Here is a 22195-nt window from a genome sequence, read left to right as displayed (position 1 = left end):
CAACACCTCCTGGCCACCTGGACCGGCACCTGCCCCACCTGCCGACAACCCACCCCATGGCAGCCCTACGACACCACCTAACAAAGCCCTACTAGAGGCTGCGGGCGGTGATGTCGCCGTGGGAGGTGGTGGCGTGGATGTCGAGATCGGCGGTGCCATCGTTCTTGAGGTCGTTGCTGATGCGGCCGTAGCCGGTGCCGGCGTCCAGGGCGGCCGAGACGCCGACAGCGGCGCCGACCGAAATGTCGCCGGACTGGGTGCGGAGCACGACCGTGCCGCGCATGGCCTCGGTGATCCGGATGTCGCCCCTTGTGGTGCTGATCTCCGCGGGGCCGTTGAGCCTGCCGATCTCGACGTCGCCGTCGATCGCAGTGAGGCGGACGCTCACAGCCTCATCGATCTTGACCTGGCGATACGCGCCTTCGAAGGCGACGTCGCCGAGGCGGCCGACGCCGCGGAGCTCGGAGCCAGCAGCCTTGGCCTCGATGCGGGAGCCGGCGGGCAGCTGGACGGTGACCTCCAGGGATCCGGAGGGGTCGAAGAGCTGGTTCGTGGGCTCAGGGGCGTGGATCCGCAGGACGCCCTCGGCGTAGGCGACGGTGGTCTGCTCGGCGGCCTGGACGTCGCGGCTCTTGGAGGGGTTGGCGGGCAGGACTTCGACGGTGGTGTCGGCGCGGTCGGCGGCGATGAACTGGATACGTCCGGCGGGGATGGCCAGGACGGCGGAGATCGGGGCGGGGGTGTCGAACTTCTGCATCGTGCTCTCCCGTGCTCGTTCATTGTTTCTGACATCGGAAACGCTACGTTGCTTTCCATATATCCGCAACACACTCGTTGCATAGAATCGACATTCGTGCAGGTAGAGACCGAGAAACCGTTGCAACCACCTCGCCAGTAACGCAACGGTGGTCGCGCCAATCATTGCAATGGGTGAGAAGTGAACGCTAGAGTGGGGGGATCAGGAACCACCACGAAGGATCACCAAGGAGATCGCGATGCCGGGAGGCAGGCTCACCCAGCAGGAACGCCAGCAGATCGCGCTGGGGCTGGCCGACAGCCTCCCCTATGCCGAGATCGCCCGACGCCTCGACCGTCCGACCTCGACGATCACGCGCGAGGTGATGCGCAACGGCGGCCCCACCGCCTACCGCGCCGACCTGGCCCACCGCGCCACCGAACGCCGCGCCCACCGGCGCAGGCCCGCCTCCTCCCGAGGGTCGGAGGCAGTCCCCCAGCCACACGGACGCAACGCCGAGGCCGTGGCCGAGTACGAGGAGACACTCACCACCGTCCTCATGGCTTCGGGCCTGCCCAAAATGACGGCCCGGGTGCTGACCTGCCTGTTCACCACCGACGCGGGCAGCCTCACCGCGTCCCAACTCGCCCAGCGCCTCCAGGTCAGCCCGGCGTCCATCTCCAAAGCGATCGCCTTCCTGGAGAGCCAGAGCCTCGTCCGCCGAGAACGCGACGAACGCCGCCGCGACCGCTACGTCGTCGACGACGAACTCTTCTACCAGGCGACGATCGCCAGCGCCCGATCCAACGACCAGCTCGTCGAAACCGCACGCCAAGGCGTCGCCGTCCTGGGCCCCCACACCCCCGCCGCCACCCGCTTGGAGAACATCGCCCGCTTCCTCGACTTCATCAGCGAGAGCATCACCCGCGCCGCCGAACAGGCCCGCGAAGTCCTCCACACCAAACCCGGAACAACCTCGAACGACGCCGCCCAATCAAGTCCCGAGCACGGATAGACAACCATCCCGATCGTCACAGCCATGAGACGTCCGGACAGTCGATGCGGGCGGGGCAGAGCGGCCCAGCCGCCGCGCTGCGCCGCGCGGCGGAGTTGACGGGGGCCCACCCGGCCAGTGACCGCAATCGGCCCGCGCGCCCATCACCGCCTGATGCCGCCGGGGTGGGCGCGCGGATCCAAACGACCCGCAGACGTACGGGAGGCTGGGCTTTTCCGGGGCGGGCTGGGTGAAGTCGAAGAACGCACAGCAGCCCGGCTCCGCTGCGGCGAGGGCAGCGACCACACCGGCGAGCTTGGCGCCGGCGGGGAAGGCAGACGCCTTGCCGCTCTCAGCCCCTCGCAGGGCTGGGGCCGGCACATGTTCACCGCTCGCCGTTCTTGAGCTCCTTGGCCTCGCTCTTGAAGATCCGGGCCGCCTTGCCTGCCGAACGTGTCAGCTCGGGCAGCTTCTTGACCGCCAGGACCACCACGACGACGAGGAGGATCAGGGCCAGTTCACTCAGGCCGAACATCAGATCTGCTCTCCCAGGGGGACGGACGGCGGCCGAAACGGCATACCGGCAGCACATCGCTCTCTACAGTGCTGTAGAAGTTTCCCCTGGAGCATGATCGCTCAACAAGCCCGAATTCCGGCCCGGCTGGCCGGGAACAGCGTGTTGCACGGAGGAACAGAGCAAGATGACGGAAGTGACTGCCGGGACGCGGACCGCCCGGGAGACGTTGGCGCATCGGTGTCGCGCCATCACGGAGGCACGCTGGTTCGCCGCCACCGTGTTCGCCCTGATCCTCACCAACGCCGCGCTGCTCGGCGTGGAGACGTACAGCGGACTGGTGGACGACTGGCACCGGTGGTTACGCCTCGCCGAGCACGCCTGCGTCGCCGCCTTCACGGTGGAGATCGTGCTGCGCCTGGCCGCCCATGCCAACCGTCCCCGGGACTTCTTCCGCGACCCGTGGAACCTCTTCGACCTCGCCGTCGTCCTGAGCGCCTTCCTGCCCGTCGTACGCGAGAACTCCACCGTCCTGCGGCTGTTGCGGCTGGCCCGAGTGCTGCGCACCGCCCGCTTCCTGCCGCAGCTGCGCATCTTCCTGGTCGCGGTCGGCCGCAGTCTCCCCGGCACGCTCAGTTTCCTGGTCGTGGGCGCTCTGCTGCTGTACGTCTACGCGATGGTGGGCTGGGTCTTCTTCGCACGCCACGATCCCGAGCACTACGGCTCCATCGGCCGCGCCGTCCTCACCCTCTTCCTCCTGATGACCCTGGACGGCATCGGTGATGCGGTCCGTGCGGGCCTGGAGGTCTCCCACTGGAGCATCCTCTACTACGCCTCCTACGTCCTGCTCGCTTCCTTCGTCCTCGTCAACGTCCTCATCGGCGTCGTCATCACTTCCCTCGACGAAGCACGCGACATGGAGGAGAACGATGCTCGGGACCGACCTCTCACGGCCTCCCCAGAAGACCCCGACCTGCTGCTCGAACGCATCGCCACCGCCCGCCGCGCCCTCGACGACCTGGAGCGCGGCCTGACCCGGGTCTCGCCCGGCCGGCCCCGCGAGGCAGAGCGGACTGCCTCCATCTCCGGAGGTCACTCGTAGCCACAACGGCAGAAGTCGAGAGGTGCCCCATGAAGACCTCGAACGCCATCAACTCGATCGTCGTCGGCGTACCGAGTCGTCTCGAACTCGGCCGCACCGCCGTCAACGTCGGCCTCACCATGCCCGCCGTTGCGCGGTCACGAACGCCTCCCGCCGCCCAGGACATCGACACCGAGGCGTGCTGGTTCTCCACGATGTCGTGGGCGGACTCCGCGCGGCTGGGGCAGCCGGACAGCCCGCCTTCGTGCCTGAGCCAAAAGAAGTCCTGGCGCCGCGTCAGCAGCTTGTGGCAGCAGCCGTCGCCGTCCGGCTGCGAACATGATCGGCAAGTCCTGGAGGTCACACTCCGATGAAGCTCACTGTTTCTGTCATGTCCGCCCGCCCGGTACGCAGCCGTGGCACGCCTTGCTTCTCGAATCCCACCGCGACACCGCAGAACAGCACGAGCCCGTCATCGGCTCCGACTGTCTGGCTGACGGTCTTGCGGTACACCGTCCACATCACCTGGGGGCAGCTGTGCAACCCTTCCGCCCTCAGCAACAGCATGACCGTCTGCAGGTACATCCCCGCGTCCCCCCACTGCCCGGGCCCCATCGTCCGGTCGAGGTAGCAGAACAGCACGACCGGCGCCCCGAACGCCTCCGAGTTCAAGGCGGCGATCTTCGTGGGCCTGTCGAGGTCGTCGCGCTCGATCCCCAGCGCTTTGTACCGCTGGGCGGCCGCGGCGGAAAAACGGTCCAGATACGGCGAGGTCAGTGTGGCCGGGTACATCGGATACTCGCGCTCATCACCCGGGTCTCCCGCCAGTGCCCTGTTCGTCGCATGCCTCTTCAGTTCGGCCAGGGGCTCGCCGGTCACGACATACACATGCCACGGCTGGAGGTTCCCACTCGACGGAGCCCGCGTCGCTGCGGCCAGCACTCGTTCGAGAATTTCTTTGGGTACCGGCTCATCGCTGAACGCCCGCACGGCCCGGCGACTGTGCACGGCTTCATACACATCCACGTCTTCTCATCCTCTCAGCCAACGACAACCACCTGTCTACCGTCTTCAGCACGCAAGAAGGCCGCAGGGGGGTATCGCCGAGGTGAGCCGAAAGTAAGCGGCCTCCGCCGAATCACCGCTGCCCGCGAGGCCACGTGACCGCCCATGACCGATTCCTCGACCGTCCCCGAGCGCCCCGCGGCTTCGGCCCCGACCACGCCGCCGTGATTCACTCGTCGGACGGCAGGGGGCAGGTCAGCAGCCCGACTGAATCGAGAACGTAGAAAGTGCCTCTGAGCTACCACGTACAGGACGTGGTGCGAGTCCTGTACGTGGTAGCGGAAGAGGCACTTCCCAGGTGAAGAACAGTCACGGGCCGGTTCCGCGTGTGCGCGTTGCGGTCGGCAGTCGTGGCGTGGTCATCAACTGCTCGGCGTTGTTCAGTCGGAAGCTACGGATGGGGCTTCTCGGTGTGGTCGGTCAAGGCAGGAACTCGACGTACCCGTCGGTTCCGTGCACGCGGATCCGCTGCCCGTCCCGGATCAGCCGGGTGGCCCGCTCCACGCCCACGACGGCCGGCAAGCCGTACTCCCGGGCGATCACTGCGCCATGGGTCATCAGGCCGCCCACCTCCGTCACCAGGCCCGCGATTCCGACAAACAGCGGCGACCAGCTGGGGTCCGTGAAGGTCGTGACCAGGATGTCGCCCGCTTCGAGATCGGCCTCCGCCATGTCAAGGATGACGCGGGCCCTTCCCTCGATGGTCCCGGCGGAAACCGGTAGGCCGATCAGGGCGCCGGCCGGCACGTCGTCGCGCCGGTACGCCCCGGTGACGGCCTCACCATCCGATGTGAGCACCCGGGGCGGTGTGAGCGCGTGGTACGACCGGAACGCGTCCTTGCGCTGCTGGACGAGCTGGTCGTCCACCCGGTTCGAGCGCACGACCTCGTGGAGTTCCTGGAACGTGAGGTAGAAGATGTCCTCCTTCTCGGGAAGCACGTTGGCCTGCACGAGGCGCTCGGCCTCTTCCAGCAGGGCCTGCTTGTAGACGAAGGAGCGGCTGACGATGCCGTACTTCGGGTACTCCCGGTACCCGATGAAGGTTCGGACCCGGTCGATCATCCGCTTGGCCTCGTCGGCTTTCCGGTCCCCGTCCGGCAGGGCCCGCAAGCGTGACAGCACGTCCTGTTCCTTCTTCTGCGCCTTCTGCCGACCCTGCTCGAAGCGCCGCTCGGCGGCGCCCGGCTCGAAGTTCCTGACGTTGTCGAGGATCGCGGGCACGAGCGTGGTGGGACGCTCGCGCCAACGCGGCCTCGTGATGTCGATCTCGCCGACACAGCGCATGCCGTACCGGTCGAGGTAGGCCTCCATGGCGTCGCGCGCTTCGGTCCCGCCCGCGAGCTTCGCCAGCTCGTCCAGGAAGCCTTCGTCCTCGACGCCCTGGAGGAACGCCACCACCTCCGGATGCGGGCGGACCACGTCCGCGACGTCGAGCAGCGCCAGTCCCATCTCCGACGTGACGTTGTCGGGGGCGGACAGCGTGAGCGTGTCAGCCGCGTTCTTCTCGCCCAGCCACTCCTGCAGCTTGTCGTTGAGCCACCACGTGGCCTCCATCCCCGCCATGATCGCTTGAAGGTTCAGCGGATCACTGAGGACTCGCTTGTGCTCCTCGAAGGCCTCCAGCAGGAAGTCGAACAGCGCCGGTCCGGTCTTCGTCCGGATGTCGCGCTCCAGGGCGGCGATGGACACCTGGCTGCGCTCGATCAGCTCGGTGACGATGGCCGGATCGGTCTCGATCGGGACGGAAGCGCCGCCGGCCGGCGGCCCGCCGGGACCCGCGTCCGGGAGCGACGGGACGAAATCGTCGCGGTCGAGGACGGTCTCCAGAGCGTCCCTGATCAGCGGATCGCCTCTCCCCATGACGTCCAGGAGGCCGGAGCGGCTCGCGGGCGAGGCCAGGCGCCGGGTGACGTCGACGAACAGCCTCCCCCCGGCCTCGTGCATCGGGACCATGGCCGTCAGCTGCCACACGGAGAGCCCAAGGGGCTTCATGGGGTCGGTCATCATCTGCCCATGACCAACGGAGACGTAGACGTGATTCTCCTGGTCGCCGGTCTCGGGAATGGGGAACAGCGTCGTGATCGGCCGGCTCTGAACGATCCGGAAGTCATCATCGACCAGGCACCATTCGATGTCCTGCGGGCGGCCGAAGTGCGCTTCGATCCGCCGCCCGAGCTGCGCGAGCCGCACGACCTGATCATCCGTCAGCGCCGGCTGCTCCTGCCGCTGCGAGTCGATCGCCACTTCCTGCGTACCGCCAGCCGGCAGGGCGTGAACGGCACGCTGTTTTACGGCGATCGCCCTGGCGACGACTTCGCCGTCTCGCACCTTGAAGACGTCCGGGTTCACCAGGCCGGAGACCAGGGCCTCGCCGAGGCCGAAGCCGGCGTCCACGGTGGCGACCTTCCGGTTGCCCGTGACAGGGTCGGCTGTGAACAGGATGCCGGCCGCATGCGGGAAGACCATCTGCTGCACGACCACGGCCATGTGGACCGTACGGTGGTCGATGCCGTTCCGCTGACGGTACGTCACGGCCCGTTCGGTGAACAGCGAGGCCCAGCACCGGCTGATGTGCTGGAGGATCGCTGTCGGCCCCACGACGTTCAGGTACGTGTCCTGCTGGCCGGCAAAGGAGGCCGTCGGCAGGTCCTCTGCCGTCGCGCTGGATCGGACGGCGCAGGCGGCCTGCTCGCCGAACCGGGCGAGCGCGCGGGTGATCGCGGCCGCCAGATCGCCCGGGATGGCAATCCCTTCGATGGTCCGACGAATCTGCGCGCTGAGCGTGCGGATCGCCTCCCGGTCGTCCGAGTTCAAGCGCGACAGCTGATCGAGCCGATCGTCGATCGACGGCGCTTGCGCCATGATCCGGCGGAAGGCGTCCGTCGTCACGCAAAAGCCGGCCGGTACGCGAATGCCTTCGATCCGCGTCAGCCCGCCCAGGTGCGCGGCCTTGCCGCCAACGACCGCGACCTGCATGTCGTCGACCTCTTGAAGATCCAACACGTACTGCTCGATCATTGCGATACCTCCGAGGCAGCCGTGCTCTGTTGCACTGCGGTGGCCGATCGCATCACCGGCGCCGCCCACTCCGTCGAACCTCTTGTCGAGCAGGTCCTCATCCCTGGTTGCCTCCCCTCCGACGAGTCGGCCGGCGCGCACCCCCGCGCCTCCGCGCCGAGCACCCGGAACCGCTCTGCCGGTCCCACCACTGGTTCGAAGTCACCGCGTCCCCCGTACGTCGACAACAACACACGCACGTCGTGCTCCCATTTCCGCAGGTTGTGGCATAGGCCGTCGATTCTGCGCCGTGCCCCGGGTCTTGCGGCAAGCCCCCCGGCGCGCTATACGTTGAGAGTGGCAAGGAGAGAGCCCTCCTTGCCTTTGCCTTTTGGCCGTCCAAGGGAACGGACAAGCTTCTCGCGAAGCGGTGGCGCGCCGCGTACGGATACGCGGCATTGGCCCGGACGGACGTCCCATCGGCCTACGGATGCGGCCGTCGACCTGCGCAACGTATTCAAGCGATCCTCTACATGGAACCGCACGGGAATCCCCTGGAATACCTCCCGCACGACTTCCCGAACCACGGCACCGTCTACGCCAACTACGCGGTCTGGCGCGACGAGAGGATATTCGGCAAGTTCAACCACGACCTCGTCCTTGAGCGCTCCGGCGGCGTGCCGGTGGGCCCGGACGACACGTCTGCGGTCTCATCCACGGGGTGAAGTTGAACCGTATGTCGTTGCAGACGGAACGGAACGTGACGCGCTGGCTCCGCCGCGGATGGTCAGGCATTACCAGGGGTTGCACGGCGTCGCGTACACGACCGGTACGGGCGCCGGACCGCTCATCGGTGGCGCCGTGTACGCGATCGGCCCATGGGCGCTGTGGGCCATGGTCGGCGTGGCCGGGCTGCTGTCCGCCCAGCTGTGTCTGCCGCACCGCCGCGCGGCATCCACAGTTCTCGAACCGAATTCCCGACCTGGGGGTGGGACGATGGACGGCGCGACGTCACCGGCCGTCGGCGTACACGAGACTTCGGCCGCAAGCCAGGAAAGGGCTGTGACCTGGGAGAGCACCTGTCGCTCGGCGACGGGAGCACCCGATGCTCCAGGCCGACCCCACGCTCACCTTCAACGCGTAACACCGGGGGCAGGCTCGGGCTGGGGAACATCGCGCATGTGGCGGAGCGGGGAGCAGAACACGAACCAGCCCGCCGCCCAGGAACCGATGAACGCCAGCCAGAGTGCGGGCCGCACCCCAATCAGTGTGCCGAGTACCCCGCCCAGGATGCTGCCGAACGGCAGCGTGCCCCACACGATCCAGCGGACGGCCGCGTTCATCCGGCCCATCAGCTCCGGCGGTGTCACCGATTGCCGGTAGCTGAGCTGCGCGACGTTGTACACCATCGCGGCGAAGTACGCGATGCCCCAGCCCACCGGGAACAGCAGCACCCCCCAGCCTTGCCAAGCGGCCGCCGCGATGACCTGCGGGGCGCTGAACACCAGCATCGACACCCAAATGATCCGCGCCGAGCCGATCTTCTTCGCGAGCCGACCGGCGAACACTCCCCCGGCGATCCCGCCGACAGCCGAGCCCGCCACGACCAGCCCGATCAGCCCGGGACGCACATGCAGCACCCGGACGAGGAAAATCATCGCCAGCGCCGAACTCATGCCGCCGAACAGGTTCGCGGTACCCGTGCACGCCACGACCCTCCGCAATATCTTGTGCCCGACGACGAATCTAAGTCCCTCGGCGATCTGGCTCCGCAACGTCTCGCCCTCGCGCCGCGCAGGCGGCGGCTCCTCGCGCGTCCTGATTCCGGATATCGAGAAGACCGAGACCGCGTAGGAGATCGCGTCGGCCGTCATCGCGCCCGCGGCGCCGAACGCCGCGACCAGTCCCCCGCCCAGGCTGGGTCCCCCGAGCTGCGCGAACGCCTGGGTGGTCCCCAGCTTGCCGTTGGCGTCCATCCGGAGATCGGCGCGGATCAGCGACGGCACATAACTCTGGTACGAGACGTCGAAGAACACCGTGCACACGCCGGCTGCGACAGCGACGACGTAGAGCTGCGCCATCGTCAGAGTGCCGAGGGCAGCCGCCAGCGGTACCGAGCCGATGATCAGCAGGCGAAGGATGTTGCAGACAATCATGATGGAACGCTTGGAGCCGCGGTCCACGAGCGCGCCCGCGGGCAGCGCGATCAGCGCGAACGCTGCCGTGGTGGCGGCGGTCAGCAGCCCGACCTGGAACGTGCTCGCCTTGAGCGCGACGACCGCAACCAGAGGCAATGCGACCTGGGTGACCGCCGAGCCCATCTCACTGACCGTCTGGCCGCTCCACAGCAGCATGAAATCCCGCTGGCGCCAGAGGCTCGGACCATCGGTCTCCGACCCGACATCCTGCACATCCTTCGCTACTTCCGTCACAGCCCCAACTCCACTCTCAGATCCGCGGCCCGGACTATGCCACTGATCGCCAACACGCCGACAGGGTTCTCTCAGTTCTCGCCGCCATCTCCCGGTACCGGTGGTCGAGGCGGACACGGACGCCCCCCTGCGGGACGTCGCAGTTGATCAGCCGGGTGGCGAACGTGTGCCGTCACTGGTGCGGGGTCAGGTGGACCGGCAGCCCGTTCCCGTCCCGGACGTCGCACTCGGCGAGCCGGCGCTTGAGCATCTGCCGGTAGCTGTCCAGGAACGTTTTGAACGAACCGCCGCGGCGGCCGGCGGGCCTCAACCGTCACCATCAACCCGCCGAGCAGCAAACCGTGGTGGGCGTGGCGGCACCCCGGCCCTGGGCTACGCCGTGTCTCTTCGATCACCGGCTGCCTTCCCGAGTCCTCAAAACCGCACCACGCAGGCCGGCCGGAAACCGGGTGCGGACTGTCGGTCCCGTGGTGTGTGATCGGGGGTATGGCGATTGTGTTGGGCAAGCCGGGAGTCGACGGGCTGAGCGAGGCTGTGGGCGTGCTGCGGGAGTGGCAGTACGACGGGGCGCCGATGCAACTGCATCCGGGGGACCTGGGCTGGTTCTGGCGGTCAGGTGCGGAAGCGACCGCCGCGGCGGTCAGGACGTGGAGCCGGGACGGACAGTTTCTCGCCGTCGGGCTGCTGGACGGCCCCGGCCTGTTGCGGCTGACGATCGCGCCGGACGCTCAGCGGGACGAGGAGCTGGCGCAGCAGTTGGTCGAAGACGTGACCGAGCCGGAGCGCGGCGTGCTGCCCGAGGGGAAGGTGAACATCGAGGCGCCGATGGGTGCACTGGTCCAAGATCTGCTGTTCGAGGACGGCTGGAACGCCGACGAGCCGTGGAGGCCGCTGCGCCGCGACCTCACGGAGCCGGTGAAGGACCCGGGCGTGCGGATCGAGCTGGTCGGGCCGGAGCAGGCGCACGTGTTTGCCGCCGTGCATCGGGCAGCGTTCGACGGGTCGAGGTTCACGGACGAGCGCTGGCACGCGATGGCGGCCGGACTGCCGTACGCCGACGCCCGATGTCTGGTCGCGTACGACGACCAGGGCAACGCGGTGGCGGCGGTGACGGTGTGGTCGGCCGGTCCGGGTAGGCCAGGGTTGCTCGAACCGATGGGCGTACACCGGGAACATCGCCGTCAGGGCCACGGCGAGGCGATCACCGTCGCCGCGGCGGCCGCACTCCAGGAGTTGGGCTCGTCGAGCGCGGTCGTCTGCGCCCCCAGCGCCAATGTCGGTGCCGTCGCCACCTACAGGTCGGCCGGCTTCCAGCAACGCCCCGAGGTCCGGGATCAATACCGGTGCGCCTAGGACATGTTGCGAGAGGGAATCGTCTGTCAGACCTGCCTGAGATGCTCCGGGCATGGAGATAACAGTGCAGCTGACGATCGACTGTTCCGATCCGCAGAGAATGGTGGCTTTCTGGGCCGAGGCCCTGGGCTACGTTCCTGAGCCTCCGCCGGGCGGCCACGCCACGTGGCGTGCCTATTGGGCGGCGGTGGGGGTTCCCGAGGCGGAGTTGCCGGCCGGTGCCGGGGATGTTCCGGAGTCCATCATCGATCCCGCGGGACATGGACCGAGGGTGTGGTTCCAGCAGGTTCCGGAGCCGAAGGTCGCCAAGAACCGGTGGCACTTCGACCTGAAGGTCGGTGGGGGCCGTGACGTCCCACTGGACGTCCGCACACAGCGGGTCAAGGCCACGGTGGAACGGCTGGTCAAAGCTGGTGCCACCGTGCTGCGGATCAAGGATGAGCCGGGCATGGGGCTCTACGCCGCCGCCATGCAGGACCCCGAGGGCAACGAATTCGACGTCGTCTGAGGGCCGTTGCGACGGTGCTGGTCACAGCCACTCGTTCACGGCTGCGACCAGCACGGTCGCCCCGTAGCGGACGGCGAACTTGTCTGACCTCGTGGCCACTGCCCGGTTCCTTTTAGTCGGTTGATCCCGCACTCGACCGCATGGCGCTCGCGGTAATCCACCGCATCGAAACGCGGCGGTCGGCCGCCACGGGAGCCGAGCTTCCTGCGGTTGCGGGCCGGGTCAGCCTTGTATGGGACGGTGCAGCGGATTCCATGGCGGCGCAGGTAGGCGCGGTTCCTGCGGGAGGAGTACGCCCGATCGGCGCGTACTCGAGCGGGGCGGACGCGTGGCCGGCCCGATCCGATGCGGGGTGCGCGGACATTTTCCAGCACGGGCTCGAATTGCGGCGAGTCGCCGCGCTGCCCGGCCTTCACCACGATCGACATGGGCTTTTGGCCCTGCTCGACAGCCACGTGCAGCTTGGTGGTGAACCCGCCAAGGACCCCTGTCCGAACCCGGAACGGTATGCCGTCGATCAGCTGCCGCCGGGACCGGATGGGCGGCCCACGCCTCCCCATGCTCGGCGACCAGCCGCTCTCGGCAAGCGGTCCAGGCCCGCACCGGGCAGACCTCGGGATCCTGCGAGTACCGGATCTTCGCGTTCCGCACCGAGTGCTTGGCGCTCCCCGTCAGGGCGGTGACTGCATGTCGGCCGGCTACAGGCCACGTCGCCAGTGAGCAGCCAGATCGGTCGCCAGCCCGGGAAGCGTGGTGGAAGCCGGTGAGGGCCGGTGCCTTGTCGCGCAGCCCGACCAGGGCCGCCGTCCGGCTGGGAAGCGAGGAGGTGCGGCCCGGCGAGCCGGCACTTCCCCGTTCACCTGGGGCTCCGTGATCAGAGCCAGCCGTGGCGGCTGGCCTGGACTCCGAGTTGAAAGCGGGTCTGTGCGCCCAGGACTTCCTGGAGTCGGGCGATGCGGCGGGCCACTGTCCGTTCGCTGACGCCGAGTTCACGGGCGATGGACTCATCGGTGAGTCCGCCGCTGAGGTAGGTAAGAAGCTGCCGGGCGTCGTCGGTGGGGGAAGCGCCGGCGTCGTCCATGGACTCGTGGCTGATGGGGAGCGGGACGGCCATTTGCCAGTACGACTCGAACACGCCGACGAGTCCGTCGAGCAGGGCCGATCGCTGCACGGCGATGTAGTGGCGTCGCTGGTGGTCACGCGCGGGCGCGGTGACGACGGCGAAGCGGTCGTCACAGATCATCAGGTTTAACGCGACATTGGGGAAGACGCGGGCGCGTTCACCGAGGTTGACGCAGGCCTGGATGGCCTCCCGGGCCAGCGGGTCACGTAGCACCTGGGCGCCGTAGACCACCGAGTACGAGACGCCACGCGCGAGTGCCTCCAGACAGCCGGGCGCCACCTGCGCGGGTGCGGCGAGACGGCCGGAAGGGCCGATCGAGAGAGCACGGACCTGGTACACCGCCTCGTCCTGCACGCGCCGGGCGAGCGCTTCACGGGCCGCCTCCGTCCGGACGATCTCGATGTATCCCGGACCTTCGGCGTGGTGGTCGCGCCAGAACCGGGCGAGTTCGTCGGCGCTGTCGCGCAGCGTACCGAGCTCCTTCGCGCGGACCTCCGCGAGGGCATCGAGCGCTGCCCGCGGGGGGCGGGCGACGAGCCGTTCCCCGTCCGGTTCCAACAGGCCAAGTCCGGTGAGTTCGTCGGCCGCCGCGCGGACGGCGTCCGGGGTCACGCGCAGGGTGTTCGCCAGCCCTGCCGGAGGCGCCGGGCCGCGCTGGACGAGCGCGAGGTAGATGTCCTCGGCGGTCGCGGTGAGACCTATGACCCGAAGTGGATGCATATTCGAATCATTGCACGCATATGCGATTTACTCCATGTGGAGGTCGTGTGCACATAGCGACTACCCATCCGGTAGGGGCGTTATACGGAGTGACGTTTCGTCAAGTCAGGGGTCGTCACATGGAGGGTGCGCGGGGATGTGCGGCATCGCATCTGTCACTTTCCTGCCATGCCGGATTCCGACAGCACAGACGGCTTCTCCGGAAAGTGCATTCCTTGCAAACTCTTGGCCCATGGCACTCCGACCGCCTCTCCCGTCCCACAAGGACGACCGGCGTGTCGGCTTCAACACACCAAGGAGTTGACCGTGAAGAAGACCTTCGCCTGGGCCGTCACCCTCGTGACCGCGGCCACCTGCACGCTGGGTACCGCCCTGCCTGCAGCTGCCGCGAACGGCACGACGGCCACCGCCGCCACCGCCGCGTCCTACGGCTCCGCGTCCTACAGCTCCACGATCGACACATCCTCGCTCGACCCGAAGACGAAGGCCCTCGTCGATGAGATCCTGGCCAAGCTGCCGGCCGACTGGCAGGCGCGCCTCCAGGCCGCCAACACCAAGTACGGCATGGGCGACAGCCAGTGGGCCGACATCCTCCACAGCGTCATCAACCCGGGCGACTACCAGTGCCAGAGCACGGAGCTGACGGCCTATGCGAACACGCTGCTCGACGGCGCCAATGACCCCTTCGCGATCTTCATCCTCTCCCTGTTCGGCGGGTTCGACTTCCCCACGTACGATGCGCTGTTGTTCGGCAGCGAGTCCAAGTCCAACACCTTCGGCGTCAACGGCGAATACACCAACCAGCTGACGTCCGAGGCCAAGAACCTCAAGATGTTCTGGGACATCTACTCCGACGACATCCAGCTCATGCCGATGCACGGCGCCGACGTCTACTCCTCCCCGGAACGGCTCGCCCGCACCCTGTCCGTGCTGTACGGCGGCACGCCCGAGAGCAACCTCGACCTGGCCGAGCTGTTCATCTCGCTGGTCGACTCCGAGCCCGTGCTGAAGGGCGGGGCCAACCCGATCTTCACCTTCAACGCGTTCGCCTACTCCGAGAAGGGCGACCCGCAGCCGCTGGGCATCTCCGACCGCATCGTCATGGGCGACGGCATCCTGGAGGCCATGAAGGCCATCGGCCTGGGCAACACCGCTCCGCGCGCCATCCTCGGCCACGAGTTCGGACACCACGTGCAGTACGAGAACAACCTGTTCGACAACACCACACTGACCGGGCCGGAGGCCACCCGCCGCACCGAGCTGATGGCGGACGCGTTCGGCACGTACTTCCTCACGCACTCGCGCGGCGAGGCTCTCAACACCAAGCGGGTGCTCGACTCCGCCAAGTCCTTCTACCAGGTGGGCGACTGCAGCTTCAGCAGCAACGGGCACCACGGCACGCCCAACCAGCGCATCGCGGCGTCCACTTGGGGAGCGAGCGTCGCCAACGAGGCCCCCAACCAGGGCCACATCCTGCCCTCGATGAAGCTCGACGAGATGTTCGAGGCGAAGCTCCCCGACATCGTGAAGCCGGACGCGACCAAGTGAGTGCGCGGACCGGCCGGCGCACCACGGCTCACGGGCCGCGCGCCGGCCAGGACATGGCCGCGCATCCAGTTTCCTGACCTGTCGGCCATCGCTCCGACAGAGCCTGTGGCGGCCGCCCCCGATCGGGGGCGGCCGCGGGCATGTACCGCTGATCGCCGCAGCCACACTTTGCCCGCGGACCTGCACACACTGCCGCTCCGGCGCGGTGCAGGGCTATCGGGTCATTGGCCGTGCTCAGGGCTTCAGCCCGGTGATGAAACGAATCTCAAGGCTCCGGCCTCGGCTGCCTACCCGGGCACCGTGACCGCCGCTGCGCCGCTGATCCTGATCCGGCTCCGTTCCTGAGCGGAGTATCGGCCCTGTCATTCCTCGGATTCCCGACGCCACCGGGCGGGATGACCAATGCGGCAAGTCCGCATCCTGGTTGTGCCATCCACCTTTTGGACCCCTTGGCCGCTGTGATCTTCGTGCGGGCAATATGCGTGGCATGACGACGGAGATACGGCAGGCGTACCTATTGGCAGCCGAACGGGCTGTGCAGCTTCTGGCGGCGCAAGAGGTGGCGCGTCGTTGGGAGGAAGAGTCCGTGCTGCCGGGGATGTCAGTGGGCGGACTGGCTGGTCACCTTGCGCGCAGCATTCTGCAGGTCGAGTGGTTTCTTGATGGTCAGGTCCTCGGTGCGGAACCGGTGTCGCCGGTGCGCTACTACGCCAGGCTCGTAGGCACGTCCGTACCCGACTCCGCGCTCAACGTCGGCGTGCGCGCACGGAGCGAGGAAACGGCCGCAGCCGGCCCCACCGTCGTGGGTGAGCAGGCGCAGGCTGCGTGGCAACGACTGGCCCTGCGGTTGGACGAGGAACCTGCCGATCGGCGAGTGGCCATCCTCCACCGACCAGGAGAGGAGATCCTGCTCGACGGCTATCTCCAGACCCGGTGTGTGGAACTGACGGTTCACCTCGATGACTTGGCATTGAGTGTGGGCGCTCGCTGCCCGGTTCCCGAAGCCGCACTCGCTATCGCGGTTGACGTGCTTGTCGCCGCTGCCCGCGAGCGGCATGGCGATCAGGCCGTGTTGCATGCGCTGGCCAGACGCGAACGTGATGTGCACCAGGCTTTGCTCGTGCTGTAGGCGGTCTCACCCTTCGTTGGACATCCGCCCGTGCAGCACCGCCGTTGAGGAGAACAGGGCTGTCCGGACAGTGGTTCAGCACCTGGCAGGCGGAGGTTGCGAGTTGACATGCGAACTCACCGGTCCTAGGGGCCGGCCAGGCGCGTGTCACGTCGGCCTCCGTGGAGGCGGCCTCACGCCGACGTCGAGGGCTGTGCCCGCTCACTCTCCGCCGGTCTTCGTCATCGCAGTAGCCCCTCCCGGACGGGGGGACTTCAGCTCAGTACCAGAGTCGGCGCAAGGGACTAGACCACTTTACGCCGCAGCGCTATGGTGCTCGAACCTGAAAGAAAGCCTGACCCTTCAAGCAAGTGCATGCATCGTTGGTTGCCCCTCAGGGAGTCCCCGTGCGGCTGCGGAAAAAGAAGAGTCCTGTGCCCGTCCGACCTCGTGGGCCGCGTCTGCTGCTCGCGGCGGTCCTCATGACCATGGCCGGTCTGGCCGGCGCGCCGTCGGCCGTCGCCGGGCCCGCCGCGTCGGGCGCGTCCGCCGCGCCGGACACCGCGCTCGTCCCGCGTCCGGCCGTCGTCCAACAGGACGCCGGCAAGGCGCCGTTCGCCCTGCGCCCCTCACTCGCCGTCATCGCGGACGGCGAGGCAGCTCGCGTCGCCTCGCAGCTCGCGGGAGACCTGCGTGACGCGACCGGGTTCCGGGTACCGGTGCGCGCGCACGGCGGAGCCAACGCCATACACATCACGGTGGACCCGGCGGCGCGATACACCGTCGACGGCGCCGCGCCCACCCCGGAGTCGTACGTCCTGGACGTCAACAGTGACGGCGTGTCGATCAACGCGCGCACCGCCCACGGCGCGTTCAACGGCGTGCAGAGCCTGCGTCAACTGCTGCCCGCTTGGGCCGAGTCACGGACTCCGGTCGTCACCGACTGGCGCGTGCCCGCAACGCACATCGAAGACGCGCCGCGCTTCTCCTATCGCGGTGTCATGCTCGACGTGGCCCGGTCCTTCCAGGACGTCGACGCCGTCAAGCGCTACATCGACAAGCTGTCCCGGATGAAGATGAGCGTGCTGCACCTGCACCTCGCCGACGACCAGGGCTGGCGGATCGAGATCACCAACGACGGCAAGGCCGCGGGCGACCCGATCGACTACAGCGCGCTGCACCGCGAGTCCGGTGCGACCGCGATGAACCAGCAGGGATACCGGAGCGAGTTGGGCCGCACCGGCTACTACACGCAGAAGCAGTACCGTGACATCGTCGCCTACGCCAGGGACCGGTTCGTCACCGTCGTCCCCGAGGTCGACATACCCAGTCACACGAACGCCGCCCTGCACGCGATCCCGCAGCTCAACACCGACCGGTCCCTGCCCGCGCCCAATCCCAAGACCGGCGTCGTGGACTGGAACGGCACCGGCAACGTGGGATATTCCGCCCTCGACGAACGGCACGACCTCACCTACACCTTCGTGGAGCACGTCTTCCACCAGCTGGCCGAGATGACCGGCGGCCCGTACGTGCACATCGGTGGCGACGAGTCCCACGCGATGGGCCACACCCGCTACGTCGACTTCATCTCCCGCGCCGTGCCCCGCATCAAGGCGGCGACGGGCGTCGGGACCATGGGCTGGACGGAGTACGCCGAGGCCGGGCTGTCCCAGAAACCGGGCTTCTGGGACGGCTCGGTCGTGCAGTACTGGGTCGGTTCCGGTGACTGGGTACGCGACTTCATCGCCAAGGGCGGCAAGGCCGTGGTGTCGGCCGCGGGCGGCTCCTACCTGGACCAGAAGTACACCAAGGACACCCCGATCGGCCTGACATGGGCCTGCGGTGGCACGTGCGACTTCCAGCGGTACTACGACTGGGACCCGACCACGACGGTGTCCGGCGGCATCCCCGAGGCGGGCGTGCTCGGCGTCGAGGGCCCGCTGTGGTCGGAGACCTTGCGCGGCGGCGACCAGGCGGAGTTCCTGACACTGCCTCGGGCGGCCGCGATCCTGGAGACCGGCTGGACGTCCAAGGCTCAGAAGGACGTCGCCGACTTCGCCTCCCGCCTCGCCCAGCTCGGCCCGCGCCTCACCGTGGCGGGCACCAACTTCTACGAGAGCCCGGGAGCGCGGTGGGCCGCCACGGTCGCCGGCACCGACGCTGTCGCCCCGAGCGGAGTCACCACGCGGCACGAGCTGGGGCTCGTCGCCGCACCCGGCACCAAGGTCTCCGAGGACGGCACCCAAATCGTGCCGGACACCGTGGCGACCGACGGCGACCCCGCCTCGTCCAGCGCGCTCACCGAGCCCCTGACCGCGACCGCGAAGTGCGGGGAACGGGTCCTGCCGGTGACGTTCACCCAGAGCCAGGCACGCGACTCCCTGCACGCCGCAGGCCTCTACACCGCCACTGTGGAGACGGCGTTCCCCGAGGACACGACGTGTGTGCTCACCCCGTCGGTGGGCAACCCGGTGTCCGTCCGCGTCCGGGTCTCCGACGCGCGAGCCGAGGACCGCAACGCTCCGGCCGCCACCCCGACACTTGAGGTCCCGCAGAACGTGAAGGCCGGAACGTGGGTCCCGCTGAAGCTGACCGGCTTCGAGCCCGGCTACGTCGACATCCGCATGGACGACAAGACCCTCTACACGGTGCGCGCCGACGCGGCCGGTGGGTTCGCCCGCCACGGCGTCGTCCCGGCAGCGACCTACGACGGCACTCACACGATCAGCGCCGTCCAGGGCGACCGCTCGGCACGCCAAACGGTGGCGGTCGCGTCCGAGCTGCGCCCGCTGCCGAACCCGATCGACCGGTCCACGCTCCGCGTGCACGACGTCGACAGCCAGGAGACCGTCGGCGAGAACGGCGCCGCCACGAACGCCATCGACGGAGACCTCAACACGATCTGGCACACCCAGTGGTACAGCGCGTCCCCCGACTTCCCCCACCACATCACCTTGGACCTGGGCAAGCAGTACGACGTCACGGGCCTGCAGTACACGCAGCGGCAGAACGCCCGCAACGGCAGGATCAAGGACTACCGGATCGAGGTGTCCGTCGACGGCACCACGTGGAAAGAGGCGGCCAACGACTCCTTCACCGAGGCGCTCACTCCCCAGAACGCCGAGTTCAATGCTATCCGTGGGCGGTACGTGCGCCTGACAGGCCTCAACTCCCAGGCAGGCAACGCCTTCGCGGGCGCTGCGGAGATCAGCGTGGGCGGCCGCCCCGTCTGAGGCCGCTCCAGCAGATGTGATGTGCGCCGACGATGCCGGACGGGTGCGACACCCGGCATCGTCGGCGGCACCCACGCCGTTGCCGGGCCGGGTCGAATTCCGATTCAACGACTCGATCGCGACGCTTGACGACGACGGGGACGCCGTCCACGTCATTTTCGACAGCGGCACGCGCCGCGCTTTCGACCCCGTGGTCGGCACGGACGGACTCCACTCGAACACGCATCTGGGCTAGTGCCTTGACCGGCAATGTTTGCCCCATGAGGAGCGCCGTCCGGTGCGTGTGATCGCAAGGCGGCCGGAAGTCCTTGGATGGGGTCTCCCCTGCTCGAACGGAGTTGAGAGCTTGGGGAAGGAGCTACCAGGGCTTTTGGCCAACGCGGAAGGGGGTCCCCCCTGGCCCTTGAGGCCTTGGGGGAGCGCGTGCCGGGCGGTGCGACGGGGCAAAGCTTGCCGGGAGGGGCACTAGCTCTTCTGTCAGCTCGTTGGGTGGGAGCCCGGGGTGTGGCCGAAGGCGCGGCGGAAGTTGTCGATGAATGCGCTGGCGGACGACCAGCCGCACCGGTGTGCCACCGCGGTCACCGGCATCCGGTCGGCCAGAAGGACCAGCGCGTGATGGAGGCGCAGTTGTGTGCGCCACTGCGGGAAGGTCATGCCAAGGTCGCTGCGGAACAGCCGGGACAGCGTGCGAGCGCTGGCTCCGACCTCGCGGCCGAGCTCCGGGAGCGTGCGGTCGTCGCTCGGATCGGCCTGCAGGATGTCGCACACGGCGCGCAACAAGGAGGCGGTGGGGGTGGGAAGGTGCAGCGGCTGTTGCGGTGAGGCCCGTAGCTGGTCGAGCAGTACCGCGCGCAGGCGGGCCCGTTCGGGGCTGCCGTCGTCCTCGGTACGGGTGTACGTGATGATCAGCTCGCGCAGCAGCGGGCCGACGGCCAGTACGGTCGGTGCGCCGAGGCCGAGAGGATTCTCCGTGGCGGGCAGCCCGACCAGGTGCAGTTCGAGTTCGCCGTAGGCCCGGTGTGCGTGGACGGTGCCGGCCGGCACCCAGATGGCGCGGGTGCCCGGGGCGACCCAGGAACCCTCACTGGTCGTCACGGCCAGCACACCCCGGCCGGCATAGACGATCTGATGGTCGTCGTGCCGGTGGGCGTCGATCGCACGGCCGGGGGCCAGCCGTTGGATGCGGGTCGGAGCAATGGCCTCGTGGCGGATTTCCGTCATCGGTTGGCAGATTACCGGAAGTGCGACAGCCTCCCGGGCTCGGAGCATGATGGGGTGCGAAGGAACACACCGATCACCCTGCTGTCCGTCGGCCATGGCTGCGTCGACATCTACCAAGGTGCCGTAGCAGCGCTGATGCCGTTTTTCGTCGCCGAACGCGGCTACACCTATGCGGTCGCCTCCGGTGTTGTGCTGGCCACCTCGGTCCTCTCCTCGGTGGTGCAGCCGGTGTTCGGGGCGCTCACCGACCGCTGGGCGATGCCCTGGCTGCTGCCGACCAGCACGCTTCTGGGCGGTGTCGGCATCGCACTGAGCGGAATGAATGACTCATACGCACTCACCCTCGTGTTCGTGGCGATATCCGGGGTCGGTGTGGCCGCCTACCACCCTGAATCCGCCCGCGTCGCGCGCATCGCCAGTCGGGGCAGCCACCGTGCGATGGGGGTGTTCTCCACAGGCGGCAACATCGGCTTCGCGCTGGCCCCGCTCATGGTCGGTGCCGTCGTGGCCGGCGGAGGACTGCGCTGGACGCCGCTGCTGGTGGTGCCGGCACTCGTCGGCGCCACAACGTGCCTGCCAGTGCTACGCACCTTGCAGGACAGAAAGGTCACCGGAGTCGACGCGCCGATGCAGGCCGGGAGCGACGACGTCGCCTCCTTCGTACGACTGTCCCTGGCCGTGGTGTTCCGGTCGATCGCGTTCGTCGGTCTGAGCACCTTCATCTCCCTGTACGCCCAGCAGCGCACGGGCGGCGGAACCACCGCGGGCACCGCGGCCCTGACCGTGCTCTACCTCGGCGGCGCAATCGGTTCAGTGCTGGGCGGATCCCTTGCGGGCCGCTGGGACCGAGTGACCGTCTCCCGGTGGTCCTACGTGATCAGCGCCGTGGCCGTCGCGGGAGTGGTGTGGGTGCCGGGCCCGGCCATCTACCTGTTCGTGGCGCTGACTTCGGCCGGCCTCTACGTACCCTTCTCGCTCCAGGTCACGCTCGGCCAGGACTATCTGCCCTCACGGATCGGCACGGCCGGCGGGATCACCCTCGGCCTGACCGTGAGCATCGGCGGCCTGGCCGGCCCCGCCCTCGGCAGCCTCGCCGACGCCACATCCCTGCAGACCGCCCTGGCACCGCTCGTCCTGATGCCGGTGCTGAGCTGGCTGTTGTTCCGCACCCTGCGCGAACCCGGCATGCCGCAGCCTCCAAGCACGGCGTCCGCTACAGGAGACGACGACGGTGCCGCCGCCATTCCACCCCGAACCCAACCCCCATCCCGAAGCCCCGAGCATCCGGCACCTTCGTCCGCCCCGTAAGGACCCGCGGCGGTGATCTGGCAGGTAACGAGCGCCTGGTGATCAAACAGGTGCAGTGGCTCGCACGGGCGAGGAGGTGGTGATCTGACACCCGGCGGCTGGGACTTCGGTACGGGCGCGGGCCGCCTCTTCCGCGGCGGGGGCGTCCGCGCCGGCCCACGAGCTCCCGGTCCTTGGCGGGCCTGGTCAGCAGCACCGCCGGGCAGACGTCGACGTCCTCCGGAGAACTGTCAGATTCCGGCCGCCCGCCC

Annotated in this window: 18 protein-coding genes and 2 pseudogenes; 10 read left to right on the top strand and 10 right to left on the bottom strand. The window is 68.3% G+C overall.

The features are described 5' to 3' along the window. Positions 1-91: 91 nt before the first annotated feature. Positions 92-757 carry a DUF4097 family beta strand repeat-containing protein gene (locus ACFU6I_RS33035; protein WP_384373306.1) on the bottom strand — a complete coding sequence of 222 codons (666 nt, stop codon included), beginning with the start codon at positions 755-757 and terminating at the stop codon, positions 92-94. A 238-nt stretch (positions 758-995) separates the two neighbouring features. Between ACFU6I_RS33035 and ACFU6I_RS33030 the strand changes: the two genes are divergently transcribed. Next, positions 996-1751 (top strand): helix-turn-helix domain-containing protein, encoded by a 756-nt coding sequence (locus ACFU6I_RS33030; protein ID WP_384373304.1) that lies wholly within the window; start codon positions 996-998, stop codon positions 1749-1751. A gap of 364 nt (positions 1752-2115) precedes the next feature. Here the strand turns inward: ACFU6I_RS33030 and ACFU6I_RS33025 are convergent, their stop codons facing one another. Next, positions 2116-2265: a twin-arginine translocase TatA/TatE family subunit gene (locus tag ACFU6I_RS33025; protein ID WP_384373302.1), complete on the bottom strand. Its 150-nt coding sequence runs from the start codon at positions 2263-2265 to the stop codon at positions 2116-2118. Positions 2266-2431: 166 nt separating this feature from the next. On the opposite strand from ACFU6I_RS33025, the gene ACFU6I_RS33020 reads away from it, so the two are divergent. Then, positions 2432-3346, top strand: a complete 915-nt coding sequence (locus ACFU6I_RS33020; RefSeq protein ID WP_384373301.1) for an ion transporter — start codon at positions 2432-2434, stop codon at positions 3344-3346. A gap of 178 nt (positions 3347-3524) precedes the next feature. Here the strand turns inward: ACFU6I_RS33020 and ACFU6I_RS33015 are convergent. From ACFU6I_RS33015 to rph, 3 genes and pseudogenes are all read right to left on the bottom strand, one after another. Continuing rightward, positions 3525-3689 (bottom strand): annotated as a pseudogene (locus ACFU6I_RS33015) (1-deoxy-D-xylulose-5-phosphate synthase N-terminal domain-containing protein); the annotation flags it as partial. Then, positions 3686-4351 (bottom strand): nitroreductase, encoded by a 666-nt coding sequence (locus ACFU6I_RS33010; protein ID WP_384373299.1) that lies wholly within the window; start codon positions 4349-4351, stop codon positions 3686-3688. The pseudogene ACFU6I_RS33015 and the gene ACFU6I_RS33010, both read right to left, overlap by 4 nt. Positions 4352-4810: 459 nt before the next feature. Continuing rightward, positions 4811-7408 (bottom strand): rifamycin-inactivating phosphotransferase, encoded by a 2598-nt coding sequence (rph, locus tag ACFU6I_RS33005; protein ID WP_384373297.1) that lies wholly within the window; start codon positions 7406-7408, stop codon positions 4811-4813. Between the two features lie 512 nt (positions 7409-7920). Between rph and ACFU6I_RS33000 the strand changes: the two genes are divergently transcribed. Further along, complete coding sequence (locus ACFU6I_RS33000) at positions 7921-8112, top strand: hypothetical protein (protein WP_384373295.1); 192 nt, start codon at positions 7921-7923, stop codon at positions 8110-8112. A 408-nt stretch (positions 8113-8520) separates the two neighbouring features. On the opposite strand, the gene ACFU6I_RS32995 is transcribed toward ACFU6I_RS33000, so the two are convergent. After that, positions 8521-9819, bottom strand: a complete 1299-nt coding sequence (locus ACFU6I_RS32995; RefSeq protein ID WP_384373293.1) for an MFS transporter — start codon at positions 9817-9819, stop codon at positions 8521-8523. Positions 9820-9991: 172 nt separating this feature from the next. Then, positions 9992-10129 (bottom strand): hypothetical protein, encoded by a 138-nt coding sequence (locus ACFU6I_RS32990; protein ID WP_384373291.1) that lies wholly within the window; start codon positions 10127-10129, stop codon positions 9992-9994. Positions 10130-10305: 176 nt separating this feature from the next. Here ACFU6I_RS32990 and ACFU6I_RS32985 point away from each other — a divergent pair, with 176 nt between their 5' ends. Next, positions 10306-11172, top strand: coding sequence for a GNAT family N-acetyltransferase (locus ACFU6I_RS32985; protein ID WP_384373289.1), 867 nt, complete (start codon positions 10306-10308; stop codon positions 11170-11172). Between the two features lie 52 nt (positions 11173-11224). Continuing rightward, the gene (locus ACFU6I_RS32980; RefSeq protein ID WP_384373287.1) at positions 11225-11680 is read left to right on the top strand and encodes a VOC family protein; all 456 of its coding nucleotides are present in this window, start codon (positions 11225-11227) and stop codon (positions 11678-11680) included. A 35-nt stretch (positions 11681-11715) separates the two neighbouring features. Here the strand turns inward: ACFU6I_RS32980 and ACFU6I_RS32975 are convergent, their stop codons facing one another. Together ACFU6I_RS32975 and ACFU6I_RS32970 are read right to left on the bottom strand one after the other, a co-directional pair. Then, on the bottom strand, positions 11716-12108 hold the full coding sequence (locus ACFU6I_RS32975) for a transposase (RefSeq protein WP_384373310.1): 393 nt from the start codon (positions 12106-12108) through the stop codon (positions 11716-11718). A 446-nt stretch (positions 12109-12554) separates the two neighbouring features. Further along, complete coding sequence (locus ACFU6I_RS32970; RefSeq protein ID WP_384373285.1) at positions 12555-13523, bottom strand: LuxR C-terminal-related transcriptional regulator; 969 nt, start codon at positions 13521-13523, stop codon at positions 12555-12557. A 306-nt stretch (positions 13524-13829) separates the two neighbouring features. On the opposite strand from ACFU6I_RS32970, the gene ACFU6I_RS32965 reads away from it, so the two are divergent. The 4 genes and pseudogenes from ACFU6I_RS32965 to ACFU6I_RS32950 form a co-directional block, all read left to right on the top strand. After that, positions 13830-15071, top strand: a complete 1242-nt coding sequence (locus ACFU6I_RS32965; protein WP_384373283.1) for a hypothetical protein — start codon at positions 13830-13832, stop codon at positions 15069-15071. 487 nt (positions 15072-15558) lie between these two features. Further along, complete coding sequence (locus tag ACFU6I_RS32960; RefSeq protein WP_384373281.1) at positions 15559-16200, top strand: maleylpyruvate isomerase N-terminal domain-containing protein; 642 nt, start codon at positions 15559-15561, stop codon at positions 16198-16200. A gap of 413 nt (positions 16201-16613) precedes the next feature. Continuing rightward, entirely contained in the window at positions 16614-19415 is a 2802-nt protein-coding gene (locus ACFU6I_RS32955) for a family 20 glycosylhydrolase (RefSeq protein ID WP_384373279.1), read from the top strand. Between the two features lie 76 nt (positions 19416-19491). After that, positions 19492-19638, top strand: a pseudogene (locus ACFU6I_RS32950) (FAD-dependent oxidoreductase); the annotation flags it as partial. A gap of 254 nt (positions 19639-19892) precedes the next feature. On the opposite strand, the gene ACFU6I_RS32945 reads toward ACFU6I_RS32950, so the two are convergent. Next, positions 19893-20636: an AraC family transcriptional regulator gene (locus tag ACFU6I_RS32945; RefSeq protein WP_384373277.1), complete on the bottom strand. Its 744-nt coding sequence runs from the start codon at positions 20634-20636 to the stop codon at positions 19893-19895. A 54-nt stretch (positions 20637-20690) separates the two neighbouring features. Here ACFU6I_RS32945 and ACFU6I_RS32940 point away from each other — a divergent pair, with 54 nt between their 5' ends. Next, entirely contained in the window at positions 20691-21944 is a 1254-nt protein-coding gene (locus ACFU6I_RS32940) for an MFS transporter (RefSeq protein ID WP_384373275.1), read from the top strand. Positions 21945-22195: the final 251 nt, after the last annotated feature.

The sequence above is a fragment of the Streptomyces sp. NPDC057486 genome (genome assembly GCF_042802415.1).
GTDB lineage: Bacteria > Actinomycetota > Actinomycetes > Streptomycetales > Streptomycetaceae > Streptomyces > Streptomyces yanii.
Note: the sequence above shows the minus strand (reverse complement) of the source record. Positions and strands in the feature narration are given on the sequence as shown.